The following is a 16,547-nucleotide window of genomic DNA, read 5'->3' as shown; positions in this document are numbered from 1 at the left end:
CGCACCGGATGGCGCGAAGTGATTGGGTGGCATTTGTCGACGAAAGTGGCGACCACAGCCTTGAGTCTATCGACGACAATTATCCTATTTTCGCTCTCACGTTTTGCCTGATCCATAAAGACGAATACGTCGACCGGCTAATGCCTAAGGTCAACCGACTGAAATTCGATCTCTTCGGGCACGATCACGTGGTTTTCCATGAGTCTGAAATTGTCCGAAAGAAAGGGCGTTTCGCGAAGATGGGAAAAGAAGACAGGGAGAGCTTGCTCGGACGTCTTTCAGAGATAATCGATGAAAGCGACTTTCATATTTTTGCGGTAATCATCGACAAGAAGGCTCATAAAAGCCGTTACTCCGACCCAGGGCATCCATACCACCTTGCGATGCAATTCGGGCTCGAGCGGATATACAAGCACCTCATGGGGCTAGGGGCCCACGCTAAGGAAACGCACTTCGTTTTCGAGGCTAGAGGCGGGAAGGAAGATGCGGATCTAGAGCTCGCCTTTAGGCGTGTTTGCGACGGAAAGAACTGGAGCCAAAAAAAATATCCATTCGAGATATGCATAGCCGACAAGAAAACAAACTCCGTCGGTCTTCAGATTGCCGACCTCACAGCACGGCCCATCGGGCTGTCCGTATTGCGCCCAGACCAGCCTAATCGGGCATACGACATTCTAAAAAAGAAGATTGGACGCTACGGAAAAAAGGTTTTCCCATAGTCCAGAAAGCGAAAGGCCCCTGAGTCAAAGTCTCAGGGGCCTAGCGCCGGCCGCGTAGTCGCAACCCATTTATCTGTAAGCTAATCGGAACAATACCGCAATCGGTATTTCCCGTGCTTGTAAGACGATTAAAGCATCTGCTAAGTCACGCGTACACAAAATTCTCATAATTTTAGAAAGGGGCGGTGGTTTCCTCGGCATCGTAGTCATTTGCCTCTACCGGGCGCTCATCATCACTGATCGGTTCCCACTTCACCGTGACATTCCCATCGTCGTCAAAGATGGTTTCCAGCTCGTCGGTGGCTGCCAGAACACCCATCACCTCTTCCCACTCTCGATCACCGTCCGTGTCCAGCCGGTGGATCGTTACCGTACGCCTCTCTTGCGCAATGGGATGGTTGATCATCCCTGAAACCCTTAGACCAAGTCTCTCGATTCCACTGATTTGCTGCCGTACTGCCGGTATAGCCTGCTGTTTTGCCATGTCATGCCCTCCCTATAAATGCTGTATATCCATACAGGTAACTCCGATCATAGCCCAGCAGTTTCTGGAATGTGAAACGCTTTCTCGGGAATATTCCTACAAACAAATATGCACTAGTGCATTGACGCATGGATTGCACTAGTGCATATTTTGTTCATCGAGACGCAACAGCCCCTCAACAGGCCTGCGAATCGAACCGCTCTTTACCACCGCCAAGATCCTCGCGACCGACTACCCCTCCACAGGTAAATGCGAGCAATAAACAGTCGGCCCATGCCAGCTCTGGAACTGGCCGTGAACTCCATATGAGGTCACGCGAAGCCACACAAGCCAGCCGGAAGAACATCGGACACGAAATGTGCGACGCCGGCCAGAGATACGAATCGGGCGATGGGTGTGGTGGAGAAAACAGATTTCACTGGCTGGCCTTGGCGACAGGGCCAGACGGGAAATCAAAGGAGTAAACGCATGGCTTACAAACGAGGAAGTGAAATCAAGGTAGGTGACGTCATCTACACCGGCCTGGGTAACAAAACCGGGCGCATAGCGAGCTTCAAAGAACACCCTCAGCTGGCCCAACGCAATCCCGGGTACACAGGTCGTGTCGCGATCACTGATCGCGGCTCCATCACCGTTATCAACGAAGAGCAGATCCGCATGCCGGATTGAGAATTTCACTGATGCAGCTTGGCAACAGGGTGCATTGGGAAATACCTTACCCCATCCGAGGTAACCCAAATGTTAGGCAAATTGTTCGGCAAGAAGTCGGGACAGGCCCGCGCGGCAGTCTCGAAGCTGGCGAATCGCGACTTGATGGAAGCGGTTGTGTACGGCGCGATCTACGTGGCCGCGGCTGATGGCGAGCTGGAAGACAGCGAGCTCAGCAAGATCGAAACAATCCTCAGCAACAACCCGGCGCTGCAGGGCTTCGGCCCGGAACTGTCGAACACCATCGACCGTGCCAAGACCGATTTCAAATCTGGTGCTCGCATCCTTCGGCAGAATGCCGAGAAAGAACTGGGCGACCTGGCCCACAGCCCGCAAGAAGCGCTCACCGTGTTGAACGTGATGCTCACCGTGGCCGAGGCTGACGGTGAGATTGAAGACAGCGAGCTCAAAGCCCTGGAGCGTTCGGCAAAACTGCTGGGGCTGAACCTGAAAGATCACCTGTAATTGGCCTGGGTCAAGGAGGTACGGAGTCGCCTGCGGGCGGTTCTCATTCTTGCCCTGCTCTTCGGCGTGGTGGTGATCGATTCGGTATCTCGAATCATCAGCATGTGCGCCGACGGGTTCCTGGCGGTTTTGATCTGTGTGCTGATATGGCCACTGATCAAGAAACGGTAGGCACAGGTCAACGGCATGGCAAAGCGATCAACCAACCGCATCAAATTCCATATGTGGCAACCCGCCAGCGAGACGAAGTATGACGGCCCCGCCGCTGACGGCGTGTTCCACGCGGCATGCAGGCTGCCCGGTACAGAGCGATTGGAGCTGATCGCCAAGCTGCAGGCGAAGCACGCAGAGCTTGAAGCGGTCGGACGATAGAACAACCAGCGCCAGCGTCAGCCTGACGTTAACTGCCCGAGCACCTGGTACTCCCCAGCACCAGGCCGCATCGGCCTGCAATTTCGCCGGAACGTGAATACCGGTTACCCGCCAGCCTGTCACGAGGCATCCAATACGGCGGGTAGAGGGTGCGCCCTCTGAGATTGCAGGACCGATGCGGACGACCACCACCGCAATCGCGGCCACCTGCATCACCACTTCATCGGAGATACACATGCTCCAGATCATCCTGATCGGTGCCACGCTCAGTTTTGAAAGGCCAGAACCTTCAACGCTTGCAAGCGTGTCAGGCGATCCATTGCGTTCCCATGCCGAGCGCTGGCGAACGACCATCGGGGTCTCTGCGTTCTGGCGCTGACTGATCCCGCCAAAAACCTCGCCTCTGAACTGCTGCACCTGTGAAAGGCCCGAACGTCAAACGGGCCTTTCTTTTGCGCCGCGATTATCCGTCAGCCCTCCCCAACCAGAGCGCTGACGAATAGACGCAACACTACAAGAGGAAACCTCATGCATCAGGCATTTCAGGATCGTATCGTTGAGCTGGGGGATTTGCTCCAGCGCTCAAGCGCCGCACGCGGCGAGTTCGGCAAGCGCACCGACCGGGCATTGCCTGGTAGTAAGGTCCGCTTCCAAATCCTCAACCACTCCCGGGACTCGTACCAGGTCGTCGAACTGACTACCCGCGTTGTGCGCGAGACCTTCACCAATTGGAAAGAAGCGAGCAACTTCGCTCGGTGCCTCGAATCCCAGCCCACTTTGAGGCTGGTGCAATGATTGGCGAGAACATGCCCGACCAGCACAAGCAGCTCGCCGCGCAGATAGCGAACCAGGTCGATGCTTATTTTGCCGCCGGCGGCATCACGCAGGAAATCGCACCGGGCGTCAGTGCCGAAGCGCCGATGTTGGGCACCACCACTCACCACGAAAAGCTTAAAGCCCGCCGCACGGCCCTGGCGCCCAAGGTCAGGGCTCTGGTTGATAAGGGCATGACCCTGCGCGATATCGGCAATCAGATCGGGCGTGACACCCGCACAGTCAAGCTGATTGCCAGTGAGAACGGCATCAACATCACGGGCACCTGATGCGACGCGCCATATTCAACGCAAGCAGTCGTCGTCGCCCATCCCAACACCAACTCCCACCCAGCGGGCTCAAAGCCCAACCGGAGCATCACGCATGTCCACTCCTACAGATACCACCGAATTTCTCAATGAACTCAACGGCGGGGCTTTCGCCAGCCAGATCGGGCATGCCCTCTCGGAAGTAGCCGCGGGTGTGGTTGACCACGGTAAGGCTGGGAAGCTGGTGATTACGCTGGACTTCACCCAGGTCGGCGAATCCACCTCGGTCAAGATCAAGCACAAGCTCGACTACAAGGTGCCTACCAAACGTGGCACCCGCAGTGAGAACACAAGCCTTGAGACGCCGATGAATGTCGGTAGCGGCGGACGGATTACGCTTTTCGCCGAGAAACACGACCAGATGTTTACCCGGGACGAGGCGCCCATTCCACGTCGCACCTGATTAACCGATAGACCATCCTTCCCCAAGAGACTTTGAAAATGTCCCTGAGCAAAGAAGCAATCCAACTCATCACCGATACCGCGCTTGAAGCAACCGGAAAGCCGCTGGACACACTAGTGCCTACGGTGGTGCTGCCCGAAAGCGCCCGCGTGATCGATCTGGAGAAATACCAGGCGCTACGCAGCCGCTTTCGCGGCATCTTCTCCACCCACTCCCTGGCCGATTTCAGCACTTATGTGACTGACCGCGCCACGGACGCGGCTCGCGGCTTCATCAATCAGGACGACATGAGCTGCGTGTTGCTCTTCAACCTGGGCGACACCGAGACGCCAGGCCACGCCGATGACCGTGCCGTGCTGAAGCTGAAGGCCTCGGCCGGCTACACCGCAGCACAGGCGATCGGCGGCCGGGCGCTTTCGCAGAAGGACCTGAGCGACTGGATTGAAGACTGGCACCAGTATCTGACGCCCGTCGACGACGCGGGCACGGAGATTCCCATTGCCAAAGCGATCGCCGCGGTTCGCACAATCACCATCAAGGCCACCAGCGAGTCGGAAACGAAGGTGGGCGATACCAGCGCCAGCCGTAGTGCAATGGACCAGATTGAAGCGCGCAGCAAAGAAACCCTGCCGGCGGCGCTGCAGTTCCACGTCGTGCCATTCGAGGGCCTGACCGAGCAGCTCATCATATTGCGCATTTCGGTCATCACCAGCGGATCGGTACCGGTTCTGAAACTGCGCTGGGTCGGCGAGGAAGTGCAGCGCGAGGCCATCGCTCAGGAATTCAAAGCAGTGCTGGAGGACAAGATTGGCGACGCGGCCAAACTAGCCCTTGGCTCATTCGACCCAAGATAAATCAAGCCCCCGTTTAAGGGGGGCTTCAATCTCAGTCAGGTACCAGCATGTATGCCAAGTGCCTGAACATCTGATCGTAGGCCTCATAGTAGTTAGCGCAGCTGTTGAAAGTTTGAAAGTGCTTTACATCTGTCTCCTTCAATAGCTTCCCGACAGAGGTGCCTTGAGGCAATGAGGCAGTGGGAGCTAAGCTTAAGTATCGTTTAGCAACTTTTGCGAAGTCTTTAATGCACTTTTCTGAACTATGAGCAACACGATTACGAATTACGATTGCGTCGGCAATTCGGTCTTTGTATACGGGTGGAATTTTTGTAAAAGGCTCGCCACGCTCGAAAAAGATCGTCGCCTTTGAGCATACATCTGCGAACCTGGTCCAGGTTAAATAGCCAGTTGTAATATCATAGTCACTTTTCCCCGCGAGAACATCGATTGCATGATCCATGCTGTTACAGGAGCCAATTTTAAGTACGGGAGCATACGAAGGGCTACGTGCACCAGCCATATATCGGATGAATACTCGACCAAGAAACTCCTCCCAGGCGCCGATGTTGGACATGAAGCAAAGACCAATTACTCTCGTAGCTTGTGAGGGATGAATTGCCGACTTGTTGGCGTGATACGAGTAAGTCGCGTGAGGAAGAATCTGTTCGAACAGGTCAAGGTTGCTGTTCAGCGCTTCGATAAATTTCTTTCTTGATGAGACGACGCTCAAAGCCTTGGCCACTACCCACTCCTTGTGCCCGGCCCCATGCCGGTCAACACGTATAGCCCAACACCAACCTATTCGCCACCGTCCCGTATAGGAGGACGGCGCAGGCGTGATAGTGGGCAGATCGACGCCCCGTCGGCTCCTCGAAATTGACACGCAGCTCCGATGCTCCCTCAGCTAACTCCGCAATCGAGGTTGGCTCATACCACATGGCCAGAAAGCGCATCGACTGCTCCTTCTATTTCAAAAATGGCTAGAGGCACCTGCTCAGCGTTATAAGCCCGGTACTGCAGCAGCTCATCCACGGCTGCCTCTGACACTTCGTCGAGGCCCAAGCCCCGTTTCGCAACCACGCTTAACACGGCGCTCAGCGCCAATGCCAATGCCAATGCCCTGTCTCCGCTCATGACCCATTCCTCCCTGTGGAGGATAAGCGTAACCCATCCTCGAAGGACTCACATGACCATCACCGCACCGGTTATCCGATACCACGGTGCCAAGTTCCGACTTGCTCCGTGGGTGCTCCAGCACTTTCCGCCCCATACGTGCTACGTCGAGCCTTTCGGCGGTGCCGCCGGGGTGTTGATGCAAAAGCCCCGGTCCTACGCTGAGGTGTACAACGACCTCGACGGCGACATCGTCAATCTGTTCCGCGTGCTTCAGGATCCGGTGACGCGATCGGGGCTCACCGATCGCCTGGTGTTTACGCCCTACTCCCGCGCCGAATTCGAATTGTCGTGGGAACCAAGCAACGAACCGATCGAGCGCGCACGGCGGACGATCATCAGGGCGCAGATGGGTTTCGGGTCAGCGGGCGCAACCAAGGGTGTGACCGGGTTCCGCATAGACACGAAACGGCAATACGGAACCGCCCAGTCGTTGTGGGCTGAGTACCCCGACCAACTGGCGGAGGTTGGTCAGCGCTTGAGCGGCGTGCTGATCGAGAACCGTCCGGCAGTGGATGTAATCAAGGCACACGACGCGATCGGTACCCTTCACTACGTGGACCCGCCGTACGTCCACGACACCAGGTACAAGGGCGCATCCAGCGGCCGCTACTACAGACACGAAATGGACGATGGCCAGCACCGATCGTTGCTGAACAGTTTGCTCGAGCTAGACGGAATGGTGGTGCTGTCCGGATACCCGAGCGAGATCTACTCCGACCTGCTGACGGATTGGGCCTGCTACAGCACGTCCGCCCGAATATCAGCAGGGCGTGGCACAGCGAACCGCACCGAATGCATCTGGCTGAACCCGGCATGTGTTGATCGCGTCAGCCAGATCGGGCTGGACCTGGGCGAACGAGCCTGATCACCCCGCCGCCGACCATTGGTGCTCCAGCGCACAGATGGTGCGCTCTATCTGATTGGCTGCGTCGGTGAGGTGTTGCGACTTGTACGCCTCGTACTTCAGCAGTCCATCAATCGCGGCTTCTGACAGATGCTCTACGTCTATCCCCTGCTCGCGCGCCGTGCTCAATACGGCCTTCAAAGCCATTTCCAGCGCAATCACTTTTTCGTCGTTCATGACGCTCATCCTCCCTGTGGAGAGTTAAGCGTAGCCGATCAAATAACGATTAGCTGAAGCGCAATCTGCGTGTCGATCAAAGGGACGGTAGTTGGGGTTTGCCTGAAAACCCATTGACGCACGCGATCAGGATCGAGCCGGCATCCATTGTGTTCGAGAGTCGTCAAAGCCGTTCGGGTGATTTTGTAAAGCCCACACCTGGGGCACGCGCGCTGCTCGTAATCGCCTGCAGAATCGATCGGATTGGTTTCATGTCCGCAGATTAAGCATTCCATACCGCCTCCTTAATGCCTCCAACTGACTCTAGCCGATCACGGCAAGGACCCCTATGTCCGCACATCAGAAGAAACACCCCTTCGACTTCAAAACTCAATACGGCCTTGGCTTCGATCCGCAAGACGATGAAATCGTCGTGGACTTTTTCTGCGGTGGCGGCGGCGCGGGCACTGGTTTGGAAATGGGCCTGGACCGGGCGGTGAGCGTGGCCAAGAACCACAGCGCTACCGCTATCAGCATGCACACCATCAACCACCCTGGCGCGCAGCACTTCACCACGGATGTGTTCGAAGGTGATCCGGACACAGAGTGCGGCGGCAAGCCGGTCGGCTGGTTCCACATGTCGCCAGACTGTACGCATCACAGCCAGGCCGCCGGCGGCCAGCCGCGCAAGCGAGAGATTCGCAACCTGTCGTGGATTGGGCTGAAGTGGGCCGGCATGAAACGTCCCCGGGTGATCAGCCTGGAGAACGTAAAGCAGATTTTGCAGTGGGGCCGCCTGATCGCGAAGCGCGATAAAGCTACCGGACGGGTGATCAAGCTGGGCGGCGCGATCGCTGCACCTGGTGAGGTCGTGCCGGTAGGTCAGCAGTTCCTGATTCCAGACCCGAAGCAACGCGGCCGGACATGGCGCCGATTCGTTGCCCTTCTCGAAGACATGGGCTACGTCGTCGAATGGAAGGTAATCAGGGCGTGTGACTTCGGCGCGCCGACCAGCCGTGAACGGTTGTTCATGCTCGCCCGTTGCGATGGACAGCCAATCATCTGGCCGGAAGCTACCCACGCCAGGAAGCCGGCAAAAGGGCAAAAGGGCAAAAGCCTTGGCGCACAGCCGCGGAATGCATCGACTTTACTGACCTGGGGAAAAGCATCTTCGGCCGCAAGAAAGACTTGGCCCCGGCCACGCTCCGCCGTGTAGCCAAAGGCATGAAGAAGTTCGTAATCGACAACCCAGCGCCCTTTATCGTGCCCATTGCCAACTGGTCCGGGGAAACGGTGCAGTCGGCCAACCAGCCGCTGCGCACCGTCACCTCCTACCCCAAAGGCGGCGCGTTCTCAGTGGTAAGCCCGGTCATTGCGCCAGCCACTCACCAAGGCAGTGACCGCATCAACGATCCGATGGAGCCGCTGCCGACTGTGACGTGCGCCAACCGTGGCGAGCTGACATTGATCAGCCCTACGCTGATTCAAACAGGATATGGAGAACGTGTGGGACAGTTGCCGCGAACACCGGGGATCGAAACCCCGCTCGGCACTGTAGTGGCCGGCGGCGTGAAACACGCAGTCGCCGCTGCGCACTTAGTGAAGTTTCGGTTTGACGATGCTGGCAAGGCGCTGGACGAACCGCTGCCGACGATCACCAGCGGCGGCAACTATCAACGCCCGGCCGGTGCCGCTCACGCGATGGGCATCTCGACTGTGTTTATGGCGCAGATGAACGGCGGCTTCAATATCACCGACGCTAAGGGCGCCGACGAGCCACTGACTACAGTCACCAACACCGGCAGCCAGCAGCAACTGGTGGCGGCGAACCTAGTGCACCTGCGCGGCAACTGCGATGCCCGCGACGTCAACGACCCGCTGCACACAGTCAGCGCAGGCGGAACCCACCACGGTCTGGTGTCGGCCTTCATGGAGCGTCAGTTCGGCGCCAGCGTAGGCCAGAGCCTGGATGATCCAGCGCCGACGGTGACGGCCGGCGGGGGCGGCAAAAGCTCGGTCGTGTCGCTACGGCTGTCGCCAGAGCATGAAGAAGGCGCCCTCCGTGTAGCGGCGTTCCTGATCAGCTACTACGGCACGGAGAACATGAGCGGCTGCGGCCAGCCCGCGCCGACGATCACCACCAAGGATCGCCTGGCACTCGTAACGGTGATGGTCAAGGGCACGCCCTATGTGATCATCGATATCTGCCTGCGGATGCTGCAACCCGCCGAGCTGTACAAGGCGCAGGGCTTCCCGCCCGACTACATCATCACGCACGGCGCAGACGGTAAGCCCTTCACGAAAACCCAGCAGGTCCACATGTGCGGCAACAGCGTCAGCCCTCCGCCGATGGCCGCCCTCGCCCGCGCCAACGATCCGTGGCGCCAGGCTGAACGCCAATCGGCAGCCGCTTAAATCCCAGAAGTAGCCTCTAGAGGCTACTTTTCCAATAGTAGCCGCCGAGGCTACATTGAGGTAAACGTGCATCCCAAACCTCAAAGAGTACACCCGTACTCCTCTCGTAATTCCGGCATCAGAGCCACCATCTACCAGCTCTCTGAAGGCGGCCCGGCCATCAGCCTGCACCGTCTACCCATGTCCAGCATTACGCCCAAACAAGCCCGTGAGTTCGCTCGCCAAATCAACGAAATCGCCAACGCTGCCGACCAGGGTGAAGTGGGCGTGTATCCACAGGAGGGGTTATGAGTCAGACAAAGATCGAATCATTCATCGAGACCTGCATTAACACGGCAATTGGCTACCTCGTAGCTCTCGCATCACAGCTCTTGGTGTTCCCTCTCGTTGGAATCCACGTTCCATTCAGCACCAACCTGGTAATCGGCGCCTGGTTCACGGTTATCAGCATCGTTCGAGGCTACGTGATACGGAGGTGGTTCAACACAAGGCTGAAAAATGCGGCCCGTGTTCTGTCCGGAGGGCCACACTCATGAGCGGCTGGGAGCTGGCTGCACTGATCGTTCTCGGGTGGTTGTTCTTTGCCTGCCTTCTCATCATCCCCGCCGCACGCTTCTGCGCCACCAACATTTATGATGAGGTACCGAGCGCTGAGTCAACCATACCTTAAGGCTTAAATAGCCGGGAGCCCTGTCGCGGCAGTTTAAGAGACTTCGCAGCCACAATCGGAGTAACAGGCCCATCACCAGCAAGTTTCTTAGCTCTGCCAACTCCCCACTCAATTGCCTGAGTCATCGTCTCCCCAGGCCGAGACTCATAAATCTCTTCAATAATCATGACCCCCTTCTCGCCGTATAAGCCGACGAAAAGCTGGGTCCCAGCTGACGCCGAGTGTCGGACCTGAATGTTCACAAAAACCCCCGAACTCAGCCGCTCGTCATGATTCCGGACGTGGATATCCGCTTCAGACCATTGCCAGTATTTCTGACCACGTTTGCGCATCCCGCACCCCTAGAAAATGACGGCGGGATTATCGGTCCGAACAGGTGAATGCGGAATAGCCATTCGACGGGATTGGCAACGATGTGGAAGTTTTCTAAAGATACTTAAACCACCAGCTGCACGTCGTTTAAGAACAAACCCACTTAACTGGCGATTTGGTGATTCGCATACGCACCGTCTGGGATGGCCCAAGCTTGCTAAAGGCTCATAAAACCTTCGCTGATGCTCAATCTTCTAGCGCTGCAAGGCAGCCATCAAATCCGCTGCGCCGGGCTTTTCAAGGTGCAGATGAAGAGCTGCATAAGCCGCGTGATGAGCGCGTACCTGTGCGTGCCATTCAACAGATCCCATGCCGGACGCGGCTACCAGTTTCATCATCTGGATTGTGGATGCGTCGAGGGCGAGCAAGAGCTCGTGAGAAGTAAAACGAAAATCGTAAGCGGCTTGCATGGAACGGCCTTTTTTCCCGCAATCGATAATCGACCGCCTGTTGTATTGACTGTCCAGAGCGCTTGTTAATTCAACAATCCCGGATGGAAGGTCCATACCGTCTGCAGCAACCCTGATAACCCTACCCATAAAGCCTGCTGCATTAGCGGCGAGGACGAAGTCATGCCTGACAATAAACTGGTTTTTGTGAATGGAAACCCGAAGAACTGCACTTGCTCGCTCGACCACGACTCGGGTGGTGGACAGTATTCGGAAGTACACAGCATTACCCTCTGTGCCACCCACGCTCCCAGGCCCTTTGGGCCAGTAGAGGTGGTGCGTGACACTGGCGGATGGTGGTGGCACCCAGACATTCCAAACTTCGGCGACGGCGAAGACCCTGCGCCGTACACGGCATGGGTGGCAGAACAGCGCTTGCAGGTTAAAGGCTGGCACTCCGGGGACGAGATTTACGACCTCCCAGATGAAGACGCCGCTTGCACAGCCTGGAATCCTGAATCGCCAGCTCCTGAATGGTTTCTGCTGGGCATCTTCGATACCGACGACGGTCCCTATGTGCAATGGGCACGCCGAGTGGTGAGGCCATGATCATCGACGACATCATGACTGACAAAATCACGCTGCACGGCCTGGGTTTCGTCCAGGTGCAGCTCGAAGCAAGTCAGCGCCTGCATATCTGGCACCCTGACTTGCCACGCCGTTCCTGCTTCGAACATTCGGCCATCCACGATCACCGTTTCGACTTCGTGTCGCGGGTGCTGGTGGGGACGCAGCGCAACATCGAGTATGCCGATGTCTGGGACGATGACGGTGACTACGTGATGTATCTGCATGAAGGCGCCCGTACCGCGTGCGGCGGGCGCCCCTGGGTTCCGGACGGACGAACTAAAATGATCGCCATGAACGACGATCTCATCGGCGCCGGCCAGTGCTACCGGCAGGGCGCATACAAATTTCATAGGACCGAGCCACAAGGGGATGGCAAAGTCGCCACGATCATGCAGAAAACCTTCGAAGGCCAGAAAGGTGCTCACTCAACCTGCTTGGTTGGCGTTACGCCAGACGGCGAGTTCGATCGCTATCAGTGGTCGCCAGCGAAACTCTGGGAAGTGGTCACCGACGTGATGCTCGGTCAGCGCTTGAAGGTTTCGGAATGAGTCTGCCTTACCAGAACGCCACCAGCGGTGACAAGGCCTTCGCTGAAATCCAGAAGATCCTCGGCCGGTTCGGCTGCGACAACTACGGGATCATGCACAAGGCGCGCGAGCAAATAACCCTGGTGCAGTTTGAGCACCGCGGCCGGACTGTTCAGTTGCCAGGGCATTGGGGCGGCTACGCAACGGCCTGGCTGAAGGAGCACCCACACACCAGTCGGATGCGATCCACGCTGGCCGAACATAAGCAGAAGGCCGCCGACATCGCGCAGATCGCGGTGTGCTCACTGCTTCGCGACTGGGTGAAGGCCCAAGTCACAGCGGTTGAGTGCTCGCTGATGACCTTCGAAGAGGTGTTCATGCCGCATATGTTGCTGCCCGATGGCCGCCGCATGGTCGAAGCTGCGCAAAAGCTACTGCCGCCGCCGGCGGAGTAACCCCTTCCCCATCCTTCCAATCAAGCCAGCCGGTGTACGGCGGGCGAGGAATTCCTATGTCTGCAACTCAACGATTTCACGAAGTCGCCAACGATGCGCTGGTTCAGATCAGCGACCACCTTTGGCCGGGGGCGAAGCTTTGCCTGGTGGTCTACGCCGAAGGCAAGCCTGACCTCGACATCGTACTGAAGGACAACGGCATCAGCCTGGATGAGGTCATCAGCACTCTCCGGCGTGCGGACCTGAGCATCGATGGCGAAAACGCCTACAAGAGCGGCCTGTGCGACATCATCGCCACGGCGATGGCCTGTGGTTACCAAAGAAACAACCAGCCACCTGCCGGGCACTGGGCAAATAGGTTCTGGGATATGGGCCTTGCCGAAGGCGCGATGCGGGAAGAACTCACCGCCGCGCTCAAGCTGAACCGAGAAAATTTGCGTGCATGCCAGGCCACTATCCACCTGTGCGGCGGTTTCGATCCGGCCTATGTGAACGACGCCCAGGCCGCGATGAAGGTTGCCGACGAGGTTCTGGCGAAGTACCCACCACTAAACCCTGCATAGACCCCGGACGGAGAACGCCATGACAAAGCTGACACTTGAGGAATGGGCGACGGACCAGTTCAAGTCGCCGCCGAATCTCAACACTCTTCGGACCTGGGCGCGCGAGGGCAGGATTTCGCCGGCACCCGTCAAACACGGCAAGCGGTACTACGTTGAATCGGACGCCTGCTACCGTGTACCCGAGAAGATGGAAAGAGCCCCGACGGGCACAAGCCTGATTAGCAGAATAGAGAGTGCTCGACATGGCGCCAAGGCCGCGTAGTCCAGGTTCCAAAGATTTGCCGCCAAACCTGTATCGCAAAACTGATCAGCGAAACGGCGTGACCTATTACACCTACCGTGACCCAGTGACCGGACGCGCGTTTGGCCTGGGCAAGGACAAGGACACCGCGATACGCGAGGCTGTGGCGGCAAACCACGCAGAGGTCTTGAAGCCAACGCTCGCGTCGCGAATATCTGCGCCGCCCCTTGAGAAAGCCCGGTGCTTCGCTGACTGGATTGTTGAACACAAGGTTATCTATGCGGAAAAAGGTCTCTCACCTCACACAATGCACAGCTACAAAAGCCGAATTCAGCGTTTAGAAGATGAGTTCGGGGAAAAAGAGCTGCGGAGCATTCGAACGATGGATGTGGCGAGTTTTCTCTCCGCGCTCAACAAGGCAGGCAAGGCCAACATGTCGAGGGCCCTACGTTCGCTTTTACGCGACGTCTTTGCGGAGGCGATCGCCGCGGGCTGGTGTGATCAAAACCCTGTAGATGCGACCAAAGCGGCACGCGTCCAGGTAAAACGGGAACGTTTAAGCCTGGCTCTTTGGAAAGCAATTTATGAAGAAACTCAAAGACCGTGGCTTAGGCGGGCAATGGAGCTGGCTTTGCTCACTGGTCAACGCCGGGACGACATCGCGTCGATGCTTTTCAAGGACGAGGTCGACGGTCATCTGCATGTCATTCAGTCCAAAACGAAGGCCAAGATCCGCATCAGTGTCGGTATTCGGCTGGAGGCAATTGACCTCGATCTGGCCACCGCAATCAAGCGCTGCAGAGACCGAGTAGTTTCGAAGCACATGATCCACCATTCGAAGACTGTCGGCAGCGCCCGGGCGGGGACAAAGATCAAGCTGGATGGCCTTTCGTCAGCGTTCGCCGAAGAGAGGGACAGGGCTGCGGCGAAGATAGGTCTGACGCTGAGCGACAGCCCGCCAACGTTCCATGAAATGCGGTCTCTCGCGGCGCGCCTGCATGCTGCCGAAGGGCGCGACCCTCAGAAATTGCTTGGCCATCGAACAGCAGCCATGACCGACCTTTATAGGGACAGCCGCGGTACCGAGTGGATCGAAGTAGCCTAAGCCTGGAGCAGGAATTTCGGGGATATATTGGGGAGGATTTGGGGAGGATTATTTTCCTCTTCAAATCAGTTACTTGCGCGACAGGCGTATCTTGGAGCAGGACACACCACTGGTACTGGATCGGTCGCTGCACATTGGCGATCAGCACCTGACCATCTATCACTGGATTCTGCCGTTCCGCGACTCACTGGGCAAAGTCCAGGGCATCATCGGCGGCTGGATCGACATCAGTGACCGGCGCCGGTTGATCGAGGAACTGCAAACCGCCAAGGACCTTGCCGATGACGCCAATCGTGCCAAGAGCACGTTCCTGGCGACCATGAGCCACGAGATCCGTACGCCGATGAATGCCGTCATCGGCATGTTGGAGCTGGCGCTGATGCGCGCCGATCAGGGTCAGCTGGACCGGCCCGCCATTGAAGTGGCCTACAGCTCCGCCAAGGACTTGCTGGAGCTGATCGGCGACATCCTCGACATTGCCCGGATCGAGTCCGGCCGATTGAGCCTGAGCCCCGAACGCGCGAATCTGCGGCAATTGGTGGAATCGGTGGTGCGTGTATTCGACGGGCTCGCGCGTCAGAAAAGCCTGACGCTGGCCCTTGATCTGGACGCCAGTATCAATGCCGATGTCCTCATCGACCCGTTGCGGTTCAAGCAGATTCTGTCGAACCTGATCAGCAACGCCATCAAGTTCACCGAGCAGGGCCAGGTCAAGATCAGCCTGCACACCGAGGACCGTCCGACGCCCCAGCGATTGCGGGTGCACGTGATGATCCATGACAGCGGCATCGGCATCAGCCAGGAGGATCAGCAGCGACTGTTCGAGCCCTTCGCCCAGGTCGACAACTCGGGTCAGCTGGCACGCACCGGTGCCGGGCTGGGCCTGGTCATCTGCCGCAGCCTGTGTGAAATGATGGGCGGCACGTTACGCCTCGACAGCCAACCCGGGCACGGCACGCGGGTGGACATGACCCTGGACCTGACCACGCTGGACGCGCTGCCCCCCCAAAACCTGCCCCGGGAGACGGTGCCGCCTGTGGCCAGACAGCTGGAGATTCTGATCGTCGACGACCACCCGGCCAATCGCCTGCTGCTATTGGAGCAGCTGTGTTTTCTCGGCCACCACTGCGAAATGGCCGTGCACGGTGCAGAGGGACTGCAACGCTGGCGCAGCGGGCACTTCGACCTGGTGATCGCCGACTGCAACATGCCGGTCATGAATGGCTATGACCTGACCCGCAGTATCCGCGAACTGGAGCGCAGCGAGTCACGGCAGAGGTGCACCGTGCTGGGCTTCACCGCCAATGCCCAGCCGGAGGAAATACAGCGCTGTCGTGACGCGGGGATGGACGACTGCCTGTTCAAGCCCATCAGCCTGACCGCGCTCAATGAGCGCCTGTCGAAGGTGGAAGCCCTCCCCCCACCCGCCCTGGCCGATGATCCGGACACCTTCGCCCCCGACAGCATCACCGCGTTGACCGGTGGCCGCGAAGGCATGTCCCGGCGCCTTATCGAGCAACTCATCACCAGCAACCGTGACGACCGCGAAGAGCTCTCGGCGTTGACACCCGACGGCCACCGTCAGCAACTGCGCGACATCGGCCACAAGATCCGCGGCGCCGCCCGGATCATCACCGCCCGCCACGTCATCGAGATGTGCGAAGCGCTGGAAGACGCCTGCGACGAGCATGCGCCGGACGAGGTGATCGTCGCCCGCCAGACCGCGCTCGCCCTGGCGCTGGAAAAACTGGAACGCGCCCTGCGCTCCCACCTGGAGAAGACCGGTGACCGTGAACAATGAGCAGAAGGAGGTCT

26 protein-coding genes are annotated in these 16,547 nt (G+C 58.0%); 20 read left to right on the top strand and 6 right to left on the bottom strand.

Features of this window, described 5'->3' with window-relative positions; genetic code table 11:
- Positions 1-8 precede the first annotated feature (8 nt).
- Positions 9-719 (top strand): DUF3800 domain-containing protein, encoded by a 711-nt coding sequence (locus ABQX22_RS13570; protein WP_349800297.1) that lies wholly within the window; start codon positions 9-11, stop codon positions 717-719.
- Positions 720-891: 172 nt separating this feature from the next.
- Here the strand turns inward: ABQX22_RS13570 and ABQX22_RS13565 are convergent, their stop codons facing one another.
- Entirely contained in the window at positions 892-1,203 is a 312-nt protein-coding gene (locus ABQX22_RS13565; RefSeq protein ID WP_349800296.1) for a DUF1654 domain-containing protein, read from the bottom strand.
- Positions 1,204-1,671: 468 nt separating this feature from the next.
- Between ABQX22_RS13565 and ABQX22_RS13560 the strand changes: the two genes are divergently transcribed.
- The 3 genes from ABQX22_RS13560 to ABQX22_RS26915 all read left to right on the top strand — a co-directional run bounded on the left by ABQX22_RS13560 (position 1,672) and on the right by ABQX22_RS26915 (position 2,547).
- Positions 1,672-1,872: a hypothetical protein gene (locus tag ABQX22_RS13560; protein WP_349800294.1), complete on the top strand. Its 201-nt coding sequence runs from the start codon at positions 1,672-1,674 to the stop codon at positions 1,870-1,872.
- 69 nt (positions 1,873-1,941) lie between these two features.
- Positions 1,942-2,376 (top strand): tellurite resistance TerB family protein, encoded by a 435-nt coding sequence (locus ABQX22_RS13555; RefSeq protein ID WP_349800292.1) that lies wholly within the window; start codon positions 1,942-1,944, stop codon positions 2,374-2,376.
- The gene (locus tag ABQX22_RS26915) at positions 2,377-2,547 is read left to right on the top strand and encodes a DUF3927 family protein (protein WP_441005279.1); all 171 of its coding nucleotides are present in this window, start codon (positions 2,377-2,379) and stop codon (positions 2,545-2,547) included.
- Positions 2,548-2,574: 27 nt separating this feature from the next.
- Here ABQX22_RS26915 and ABQX22_RS13550 read toward each other — a convergent pair whose 3' ends face one another.
- Positions 2,575-3,165: a hypothetical protein gene (locus tag ABQX22_RS13550; RefSeq protein ID WP_349800290.1), complete on the bottom strand. Its 591-nt coding sequence runs from the start codon at positions 3,163-3,165 to the stop codon at positions 2,575-2,577.
- Between the two features lie 111 nt (positions 3,166-3,276).
- Between ABQX22_RS13550 and ABQX22_RS13545 the strand changes: the two genes are divergently transcribed.
- The 4 genes from ABQX22_RS13545 (at position 3,277) to ABQX22_RS13530 (ending at position 5,147) form a co-directional block, all read left to right on the top strand.
- Positions 3,277-3,543, top strand: coding sequence for a hypothetical protein (locus tag ABQX22_RS13545; RefSeq protein WP_349800288.1), 267 nt, complete (start codon positions 3,277-3,279; stop codon positions 3,541-3,543).
- An 11-nt stretch (positions 3,544-3,554) separates the two neighbouring features.
- Positions 3,555-3,851: a hypothetical protein gene (locus ABQX22_RS13540; RefSeq protein ID WP_349800286.1), complete on the top strand. Its 297-nt coding sequence runs from the start codon at positions 3,555-3,557 to the stop codon at positions 3,849-3,851.
- Positions 3,852-3,945: 94 nt separating this feature from the next.
- Positions 3,946-4,293, top strand: a complete 348-nt coding sequence (locus ABQX22_RS13535) for a hypothetical protein (RefSeq protein WP_349800284.1) — start codon at positions 3,946-3,948, stop codon at positions 4,291-4,293.
- Between the two features lie 38 nt (positions 4,294-4,331).
- Positions 4,332-5,147 carry a DUF2303 family protein gene (locus ABQX22_RS13530; RefSeq protein ID WP_349800282.1) on the top strand — a complete coding sequence of 272 codons (816 nt, stop codon included), beginning with the start codon at positions 4,332-4,334 and terminating at the stop codon, positions 5,145-5,147.
- Positions 5,148-5,178: 31 nt separating this feature from the next.
- Here ABQX22_RS13530 and ABQX22_RS13525 read toward each other — a convergent pair whose 3' ends face one another.
- Both ABQX22_RS13525 and ABQX22_RS13520 read right to left on the bottom strand, forming a co-directional pair.
- On the bottom strand, positions 5,179-5,871 hold the full coding sequence (locus tag ABQX22_RS13525; RefSeq protein WP_349800280.1) for a hypothetical protein: 693 nt from the start codon (positions 5,869-5,871) through the stop codon (positions 5,179-5,181).
- 185 nt (positions 5,872-6,056) lie between these two features.
- The gene (locus tag ABQX22_RS13520; RefSeq protein WP_349800278.1) at positions 6,057-6,263 is read right to left on the bottom strand and encodes a hypothetical protein; all 207 of its coding nucleotides are present in this window, start codon (positions 6,261-6,263) and stop codon (positions 6,057-6,059) included.
- A 52-nt stretch (positions 6,264-6,315) separates the two neighbouring features.
- Here ABQX22_RS13520 and ABQX22_RS13515 point away from each other — a divergent pair, with 52 nt between their 5' ends.
- Positions 6,316-7,170, top strand: coding sequence for a DNA adenine methylase (locus ABQX22_RS13515; protein ID WP_349800276.1), 855 nt, complete (start codon positions 6,316-6,318; stop codon positions 7,168-7,170).
- On the opposite strand, the gene ABQX22_RS13510 is transcribed toward ABQX22_RS13515, so the two are convergent.
- Positions 7,171-7,386: a hypothetical protein gene (locus ABQX22_RS13510; RefSeq protein ID WP_349800274.1), complete on the bottom strand. Its 216-nt coding sequence runs from the start codon at positions 7,384-7,386 to the stop codon at positions 7,171-7,173. It lies immediately after the preceding gene.
- 328 nt (positions 7,387-7,714) lie between these two features.
- Here ABQX22_RS13510 and ABQX22_RS13505 point away from each other — a divergent pair, with 328 nt between their 5' ends.
- The 4 genes from ABQX22_RS13505 to ABQX22_RS26910 all read left to right on the top strand — a co-directional run bounded on the left by ABQX22_RS13505 (position 7,715) and on the right by ABQX22_RS26910 (position 10,316).
- Positions 7,715-8,581, top strand: a complete 867-nt coding sequence (locus ABQX22_RS13505; RefSeq protein WP_349800273.1) for a DNA cytosine methyltransferase — start codon at positions 7,715-7,717, stop codon at positions 8,579-8,581.
- 8 nt (positions 8,582-8,589) lie between these two features.
- Positions 8,590-9,780 (top strand): hypothetical protein, encoded by a 1,191-nt coding sequence (locus ABQX22_RS13500; RefSeq protein WP_349800271.1) that lies wholly within the window; start codon positions 8,590-8,592, stop codon positions 9,778-9,780.
- A gap of 66 nt (positions 9,781-9,846) precedes the next feature.
- Complete coding sequence (locus ABQX22_RS13495) at positions 9,847-10,071, top strand: hypothetical protein (RefSeq protein ID WP_349800269.1); 225 nt, start codon at positions 9,847-9,849, stop codon at positions 10,069-10,071.
- A complete protein-coding gene (locus tag ABQX22_RS26910; RefSeq protein ID WP_441005278.1) occupies positions 10,068-10,316 on the top strand; it encodes a DUF7220 family protein in 249 nt (82 codons plus the stop codon). The genes ABQX22_RS13495 and ABQX22_RS26910 overlap by 4 nt, the downstream gene beginning before the upstream one ends.
- A gap of 700 nt (positions 10,317-11,016) precedes the next feature.
- Here the strand turns inward: ABQX22_RS26910 and ABQX22_RS13490 are convergent.
- Entirely contained in the window at positions 11,017-11,328 is a 312-nt protein-coding gene (locus ABQX22_RS13490; RefSeq protein ID WP_349800267.1) for a hypothetical protein, read from the bottom strand.
- 66 nt (positions 11,329-11,394) lie between these two features.
- Here ABQX22_RS13490 and ABQX22_RS13485 point away from each other — a divergent pair, with 66 nt between their 5' ends.
- From ABQX22_RS13485 to ABQX22_RS13460, 7 genes are all read left to right on the top strand, one after another.
- Positions 11,395-11,820, top strand: a complete 426-nt coding sequence (locus ABQX22_RS13485; protein WP_349800265.1) for a hypothetical protein — start codon at positions 11,395-11,397, stop codon at positions 11,818-11,820.
- Positions 11,817-12,389, top strand: coding sequence for a hypothetical protein (locus ABQX22_RS13480; RefSeq protein ID WP_349800264.1), 573 nt, complete (start codon positions 11,817-11,819; stop codon positions 12,387-12,389). The genes ABQX22_RS13485 and ABQX22_RS13480 overlap by 4 nt, the downstream gene beginning before the upstream one ends.
- Positions 12,386-12,823, top strand: coding sequence for a hypothetical protein (locus ABQX22_RS13475; RefSeq protein WP_349800262.1), 438 nt, complete (start codon positions 12,386-12,388; stop codon positions 12,821-12,823). The genes ABQX22_RS13480 and ABQX22_RS13475 overlap by 4 nt, the downstream gene beginning before the upstream one ends.
- Before the next feature lie 56 nt (positions 12,824-12,879).
- On the top strand, positions 12,880-13,386 hold the full coding sequence (locus ABQX22_RS13470; protein ID WP_349800260.1) for a hypothetical protein: 507 nt from the start codon (positions 12,880-12,882) through the stop codon (positions 13,384-13,386).
- A gap of 19 nt (positions 13,387-13,405) precedes the next feature.
- Positions 13,406-13,648 carry an excisionase gene (locus ABQX22_RS26905; protein WP_441005277.1) on the top strand — a complete coding sequence of 81 codons (243 nt, stop codon included), beginning with the start codon at positions 13,406-13,408 and terminating at the stop codon, positions 13,646-13,648.
- Positions 13,629-14,732 (top strand): phage integrase Arm DNA-binding domain-containing protein, encoded by a 1,104-nt coding sequence (locus ABQX22_RS13465; RefSeq protein ID WP_349800566.1) that lies wholly within the window; start codon positions 13,629-13,631, stop codon positions 14,730-14,732. The genes ABQX22_RS26905 and ABQX22_RS13465 overlap by 20 nt, the downstream gene beginning before the upstream one ends.
- 91 nt (positions 14,733-14,823) lie before the next feature.
- Entirely contained in the window at positions 14,824-16,533 is a 1,710-nt protein-coding gene (locus ABQX22_RS13460) for an ATP-binding protein (RefSeq protein ID WP_349800258.1), read from the top strand.
- Positions 16,534-16,547 lie beyond the last annotated feature (14 nt).

The organism is Xanthomonas sp. WHRI 1810A, assembly GCF_040202885.1.
Lineage (GTDB): Bacteria > Pseudomonadota > Gammaproteobacteria > Pseudomonadales > Pseudomonadaceae > Aquipseudomonas.
This window is presented reverse-complemented; position numbering and strand designations above follow the sequence as displayed.

Excerpts from the sequence above, each read along its gene's own strand:
- ABQX22_RS13535 (WP_349800284.1), top strand. The coding sequence starts at position 3,946 with ATGTCCACTCCTACAGATACCACCGAATTTCTCAATGAACTCAACGGC.
- ABQX22_RS13515 (WP_349800276.1), top strand. The coding sequence starts at position 6,316 with ATGACCATCACCGCACCGGTTATCCGATACCACGGTGCCAAGTTCCGA.
- ABQX22_RS13505 (WP_349800273.1), top strand. The coding sequence starts at position 7,715 with ATGTCCGCACATCAGAAGAAACACCCCTTCGACTTCAAAACTCAATAC.
- ABQX22_RS13475 (WP_349800262.1), top strand. The coding sequence starts at position 12,386 with ATGAGTCTGCCTTACCAGAACGCCACCAGCGGTGACAAGGCCTTCGCT.
- ABQX22_RS13555 (WP_349800292.1), top strand. The coding sequence starts at position 1,942 with ATGTTAGGCAAATTGTTCGGCAAGAAGTCGGGACAGGCCCGCGCGGCA.
- ABQX22_RS13480 (WP_349800264.1), top strand. The coding sequence starts at position 11,817 with ATGATCATCGACGACATCATGACTGACAAAATCACGCTGCACGGCCTG.
- ABQX22_RS13560 (WP_349800294.1), top strand. The coding sequence starts at position 1,672 with ATGGCTTACAAACGAGGAAGTGAAATCAAGGTAGGTGACGTCATCTAC.
- ABQX22_RS13470 (WP_349800260.1), top strand. The coding sequence starts at position 12,880 with ATGTCTGCAACTCAACGATTTCACGAAGTCGCCAACGATGCGCTGGTT.
- ABQX22_RS13510 (WP_349800274.1), bottom strand. The coding sequence starts at position 7,386 with ATGAACGACGAAAAAGTGATTGCGCTGGAAATGGCTTTGAAGGCCGTA.
- ABQX22_RS13485 (WP_349800265.1), top strand. The coding sequence starts at position 11,395 with ATGCCTGACAATAAACTGGTTTTTGTGAATGGAAACCCGAAGAACTGC.
- ABQX22_RS13540 (WP_349800286.1), top strand. The coding sequence starts at position 3,555 with ATGCCCGACCAGCACAAGCAGCTCGCCGCGCAGATAGCGAACCAGGTC.
- ABQX22_RS13500 (WP_349800271.1), top strand. The coding sequence starts at position 8,590 with ATGAAGAAGTTCGTAATCGACAACCCAGCGCCCTTTATCGTGCCCATT.
- ABQX22_RS13490 (WP_349800267.1), bottom strand. The coding sequence starts at position 11,328 with ATGGACCTTCCATCCGGGATTGTTGAATTAACAAGCGCTCTGGACAGT.
- ABQX22_RS13465 (WP_349800566.1), top strand. The coding sequence starts at position 13,629 with ATGGCGCCAAGGCCGCGTAGTCCAGGTTCCAAAGATTTGCCGCCAAAC.
- ABQX22_RS13545 (WP_349800288.1), top strand. The coding sequence starts at position 3,277 with ATGCATCAGGCATTTCAGGATCGTATCGTTGAGCTGGGGGATTTGCTC.
- ABQX22_RS13530 (WP_349800282.1), top strand. The coding sequence starts at position 4,332 with ATGTCCCTGAGCAAAGAAGCAATCCAACTCATCACCGATACCGCGCTT.
- ABQX22_RS13565 (WP_349800296.1), bottom strand. The coding sequence starts at position 1,203 with ATGGCAAAACAGCAGGCTATACCGGCAGTACGGCAGCAAATCAGTGGA.
- ABQX22_RS13520 (WP_349800278.1), bottom strand. The coding sequence starts at position 6,263 with ATGAGCGGAGACAGGGCATTGGCATTGGCATTGGCGCTGAGCGCCGTG.
- ABQX22_RS26905 (WP_441005277.1), top strand. The coding sequence starts at position 13,406 with ATGACAAAGCTGACACTTGAGGAATGGGCGACGGACCAGTTCAAGTCG.
- ABQX22_RS13570 (WP_349800297.1), top strand. The coding sequence starts at position 9 with ATGGCGCGAAGTGATTGGGTGGCATTTGTCGACGAAAGTGGCGACCAC.
- ABQX22_RS26910 (WP_441005278.1), top strand. The coding sequence starts at position 10,068 with ATGAGTCAGACAAAGATCGAATCATTCATCGAGACCTGCATTAACACG.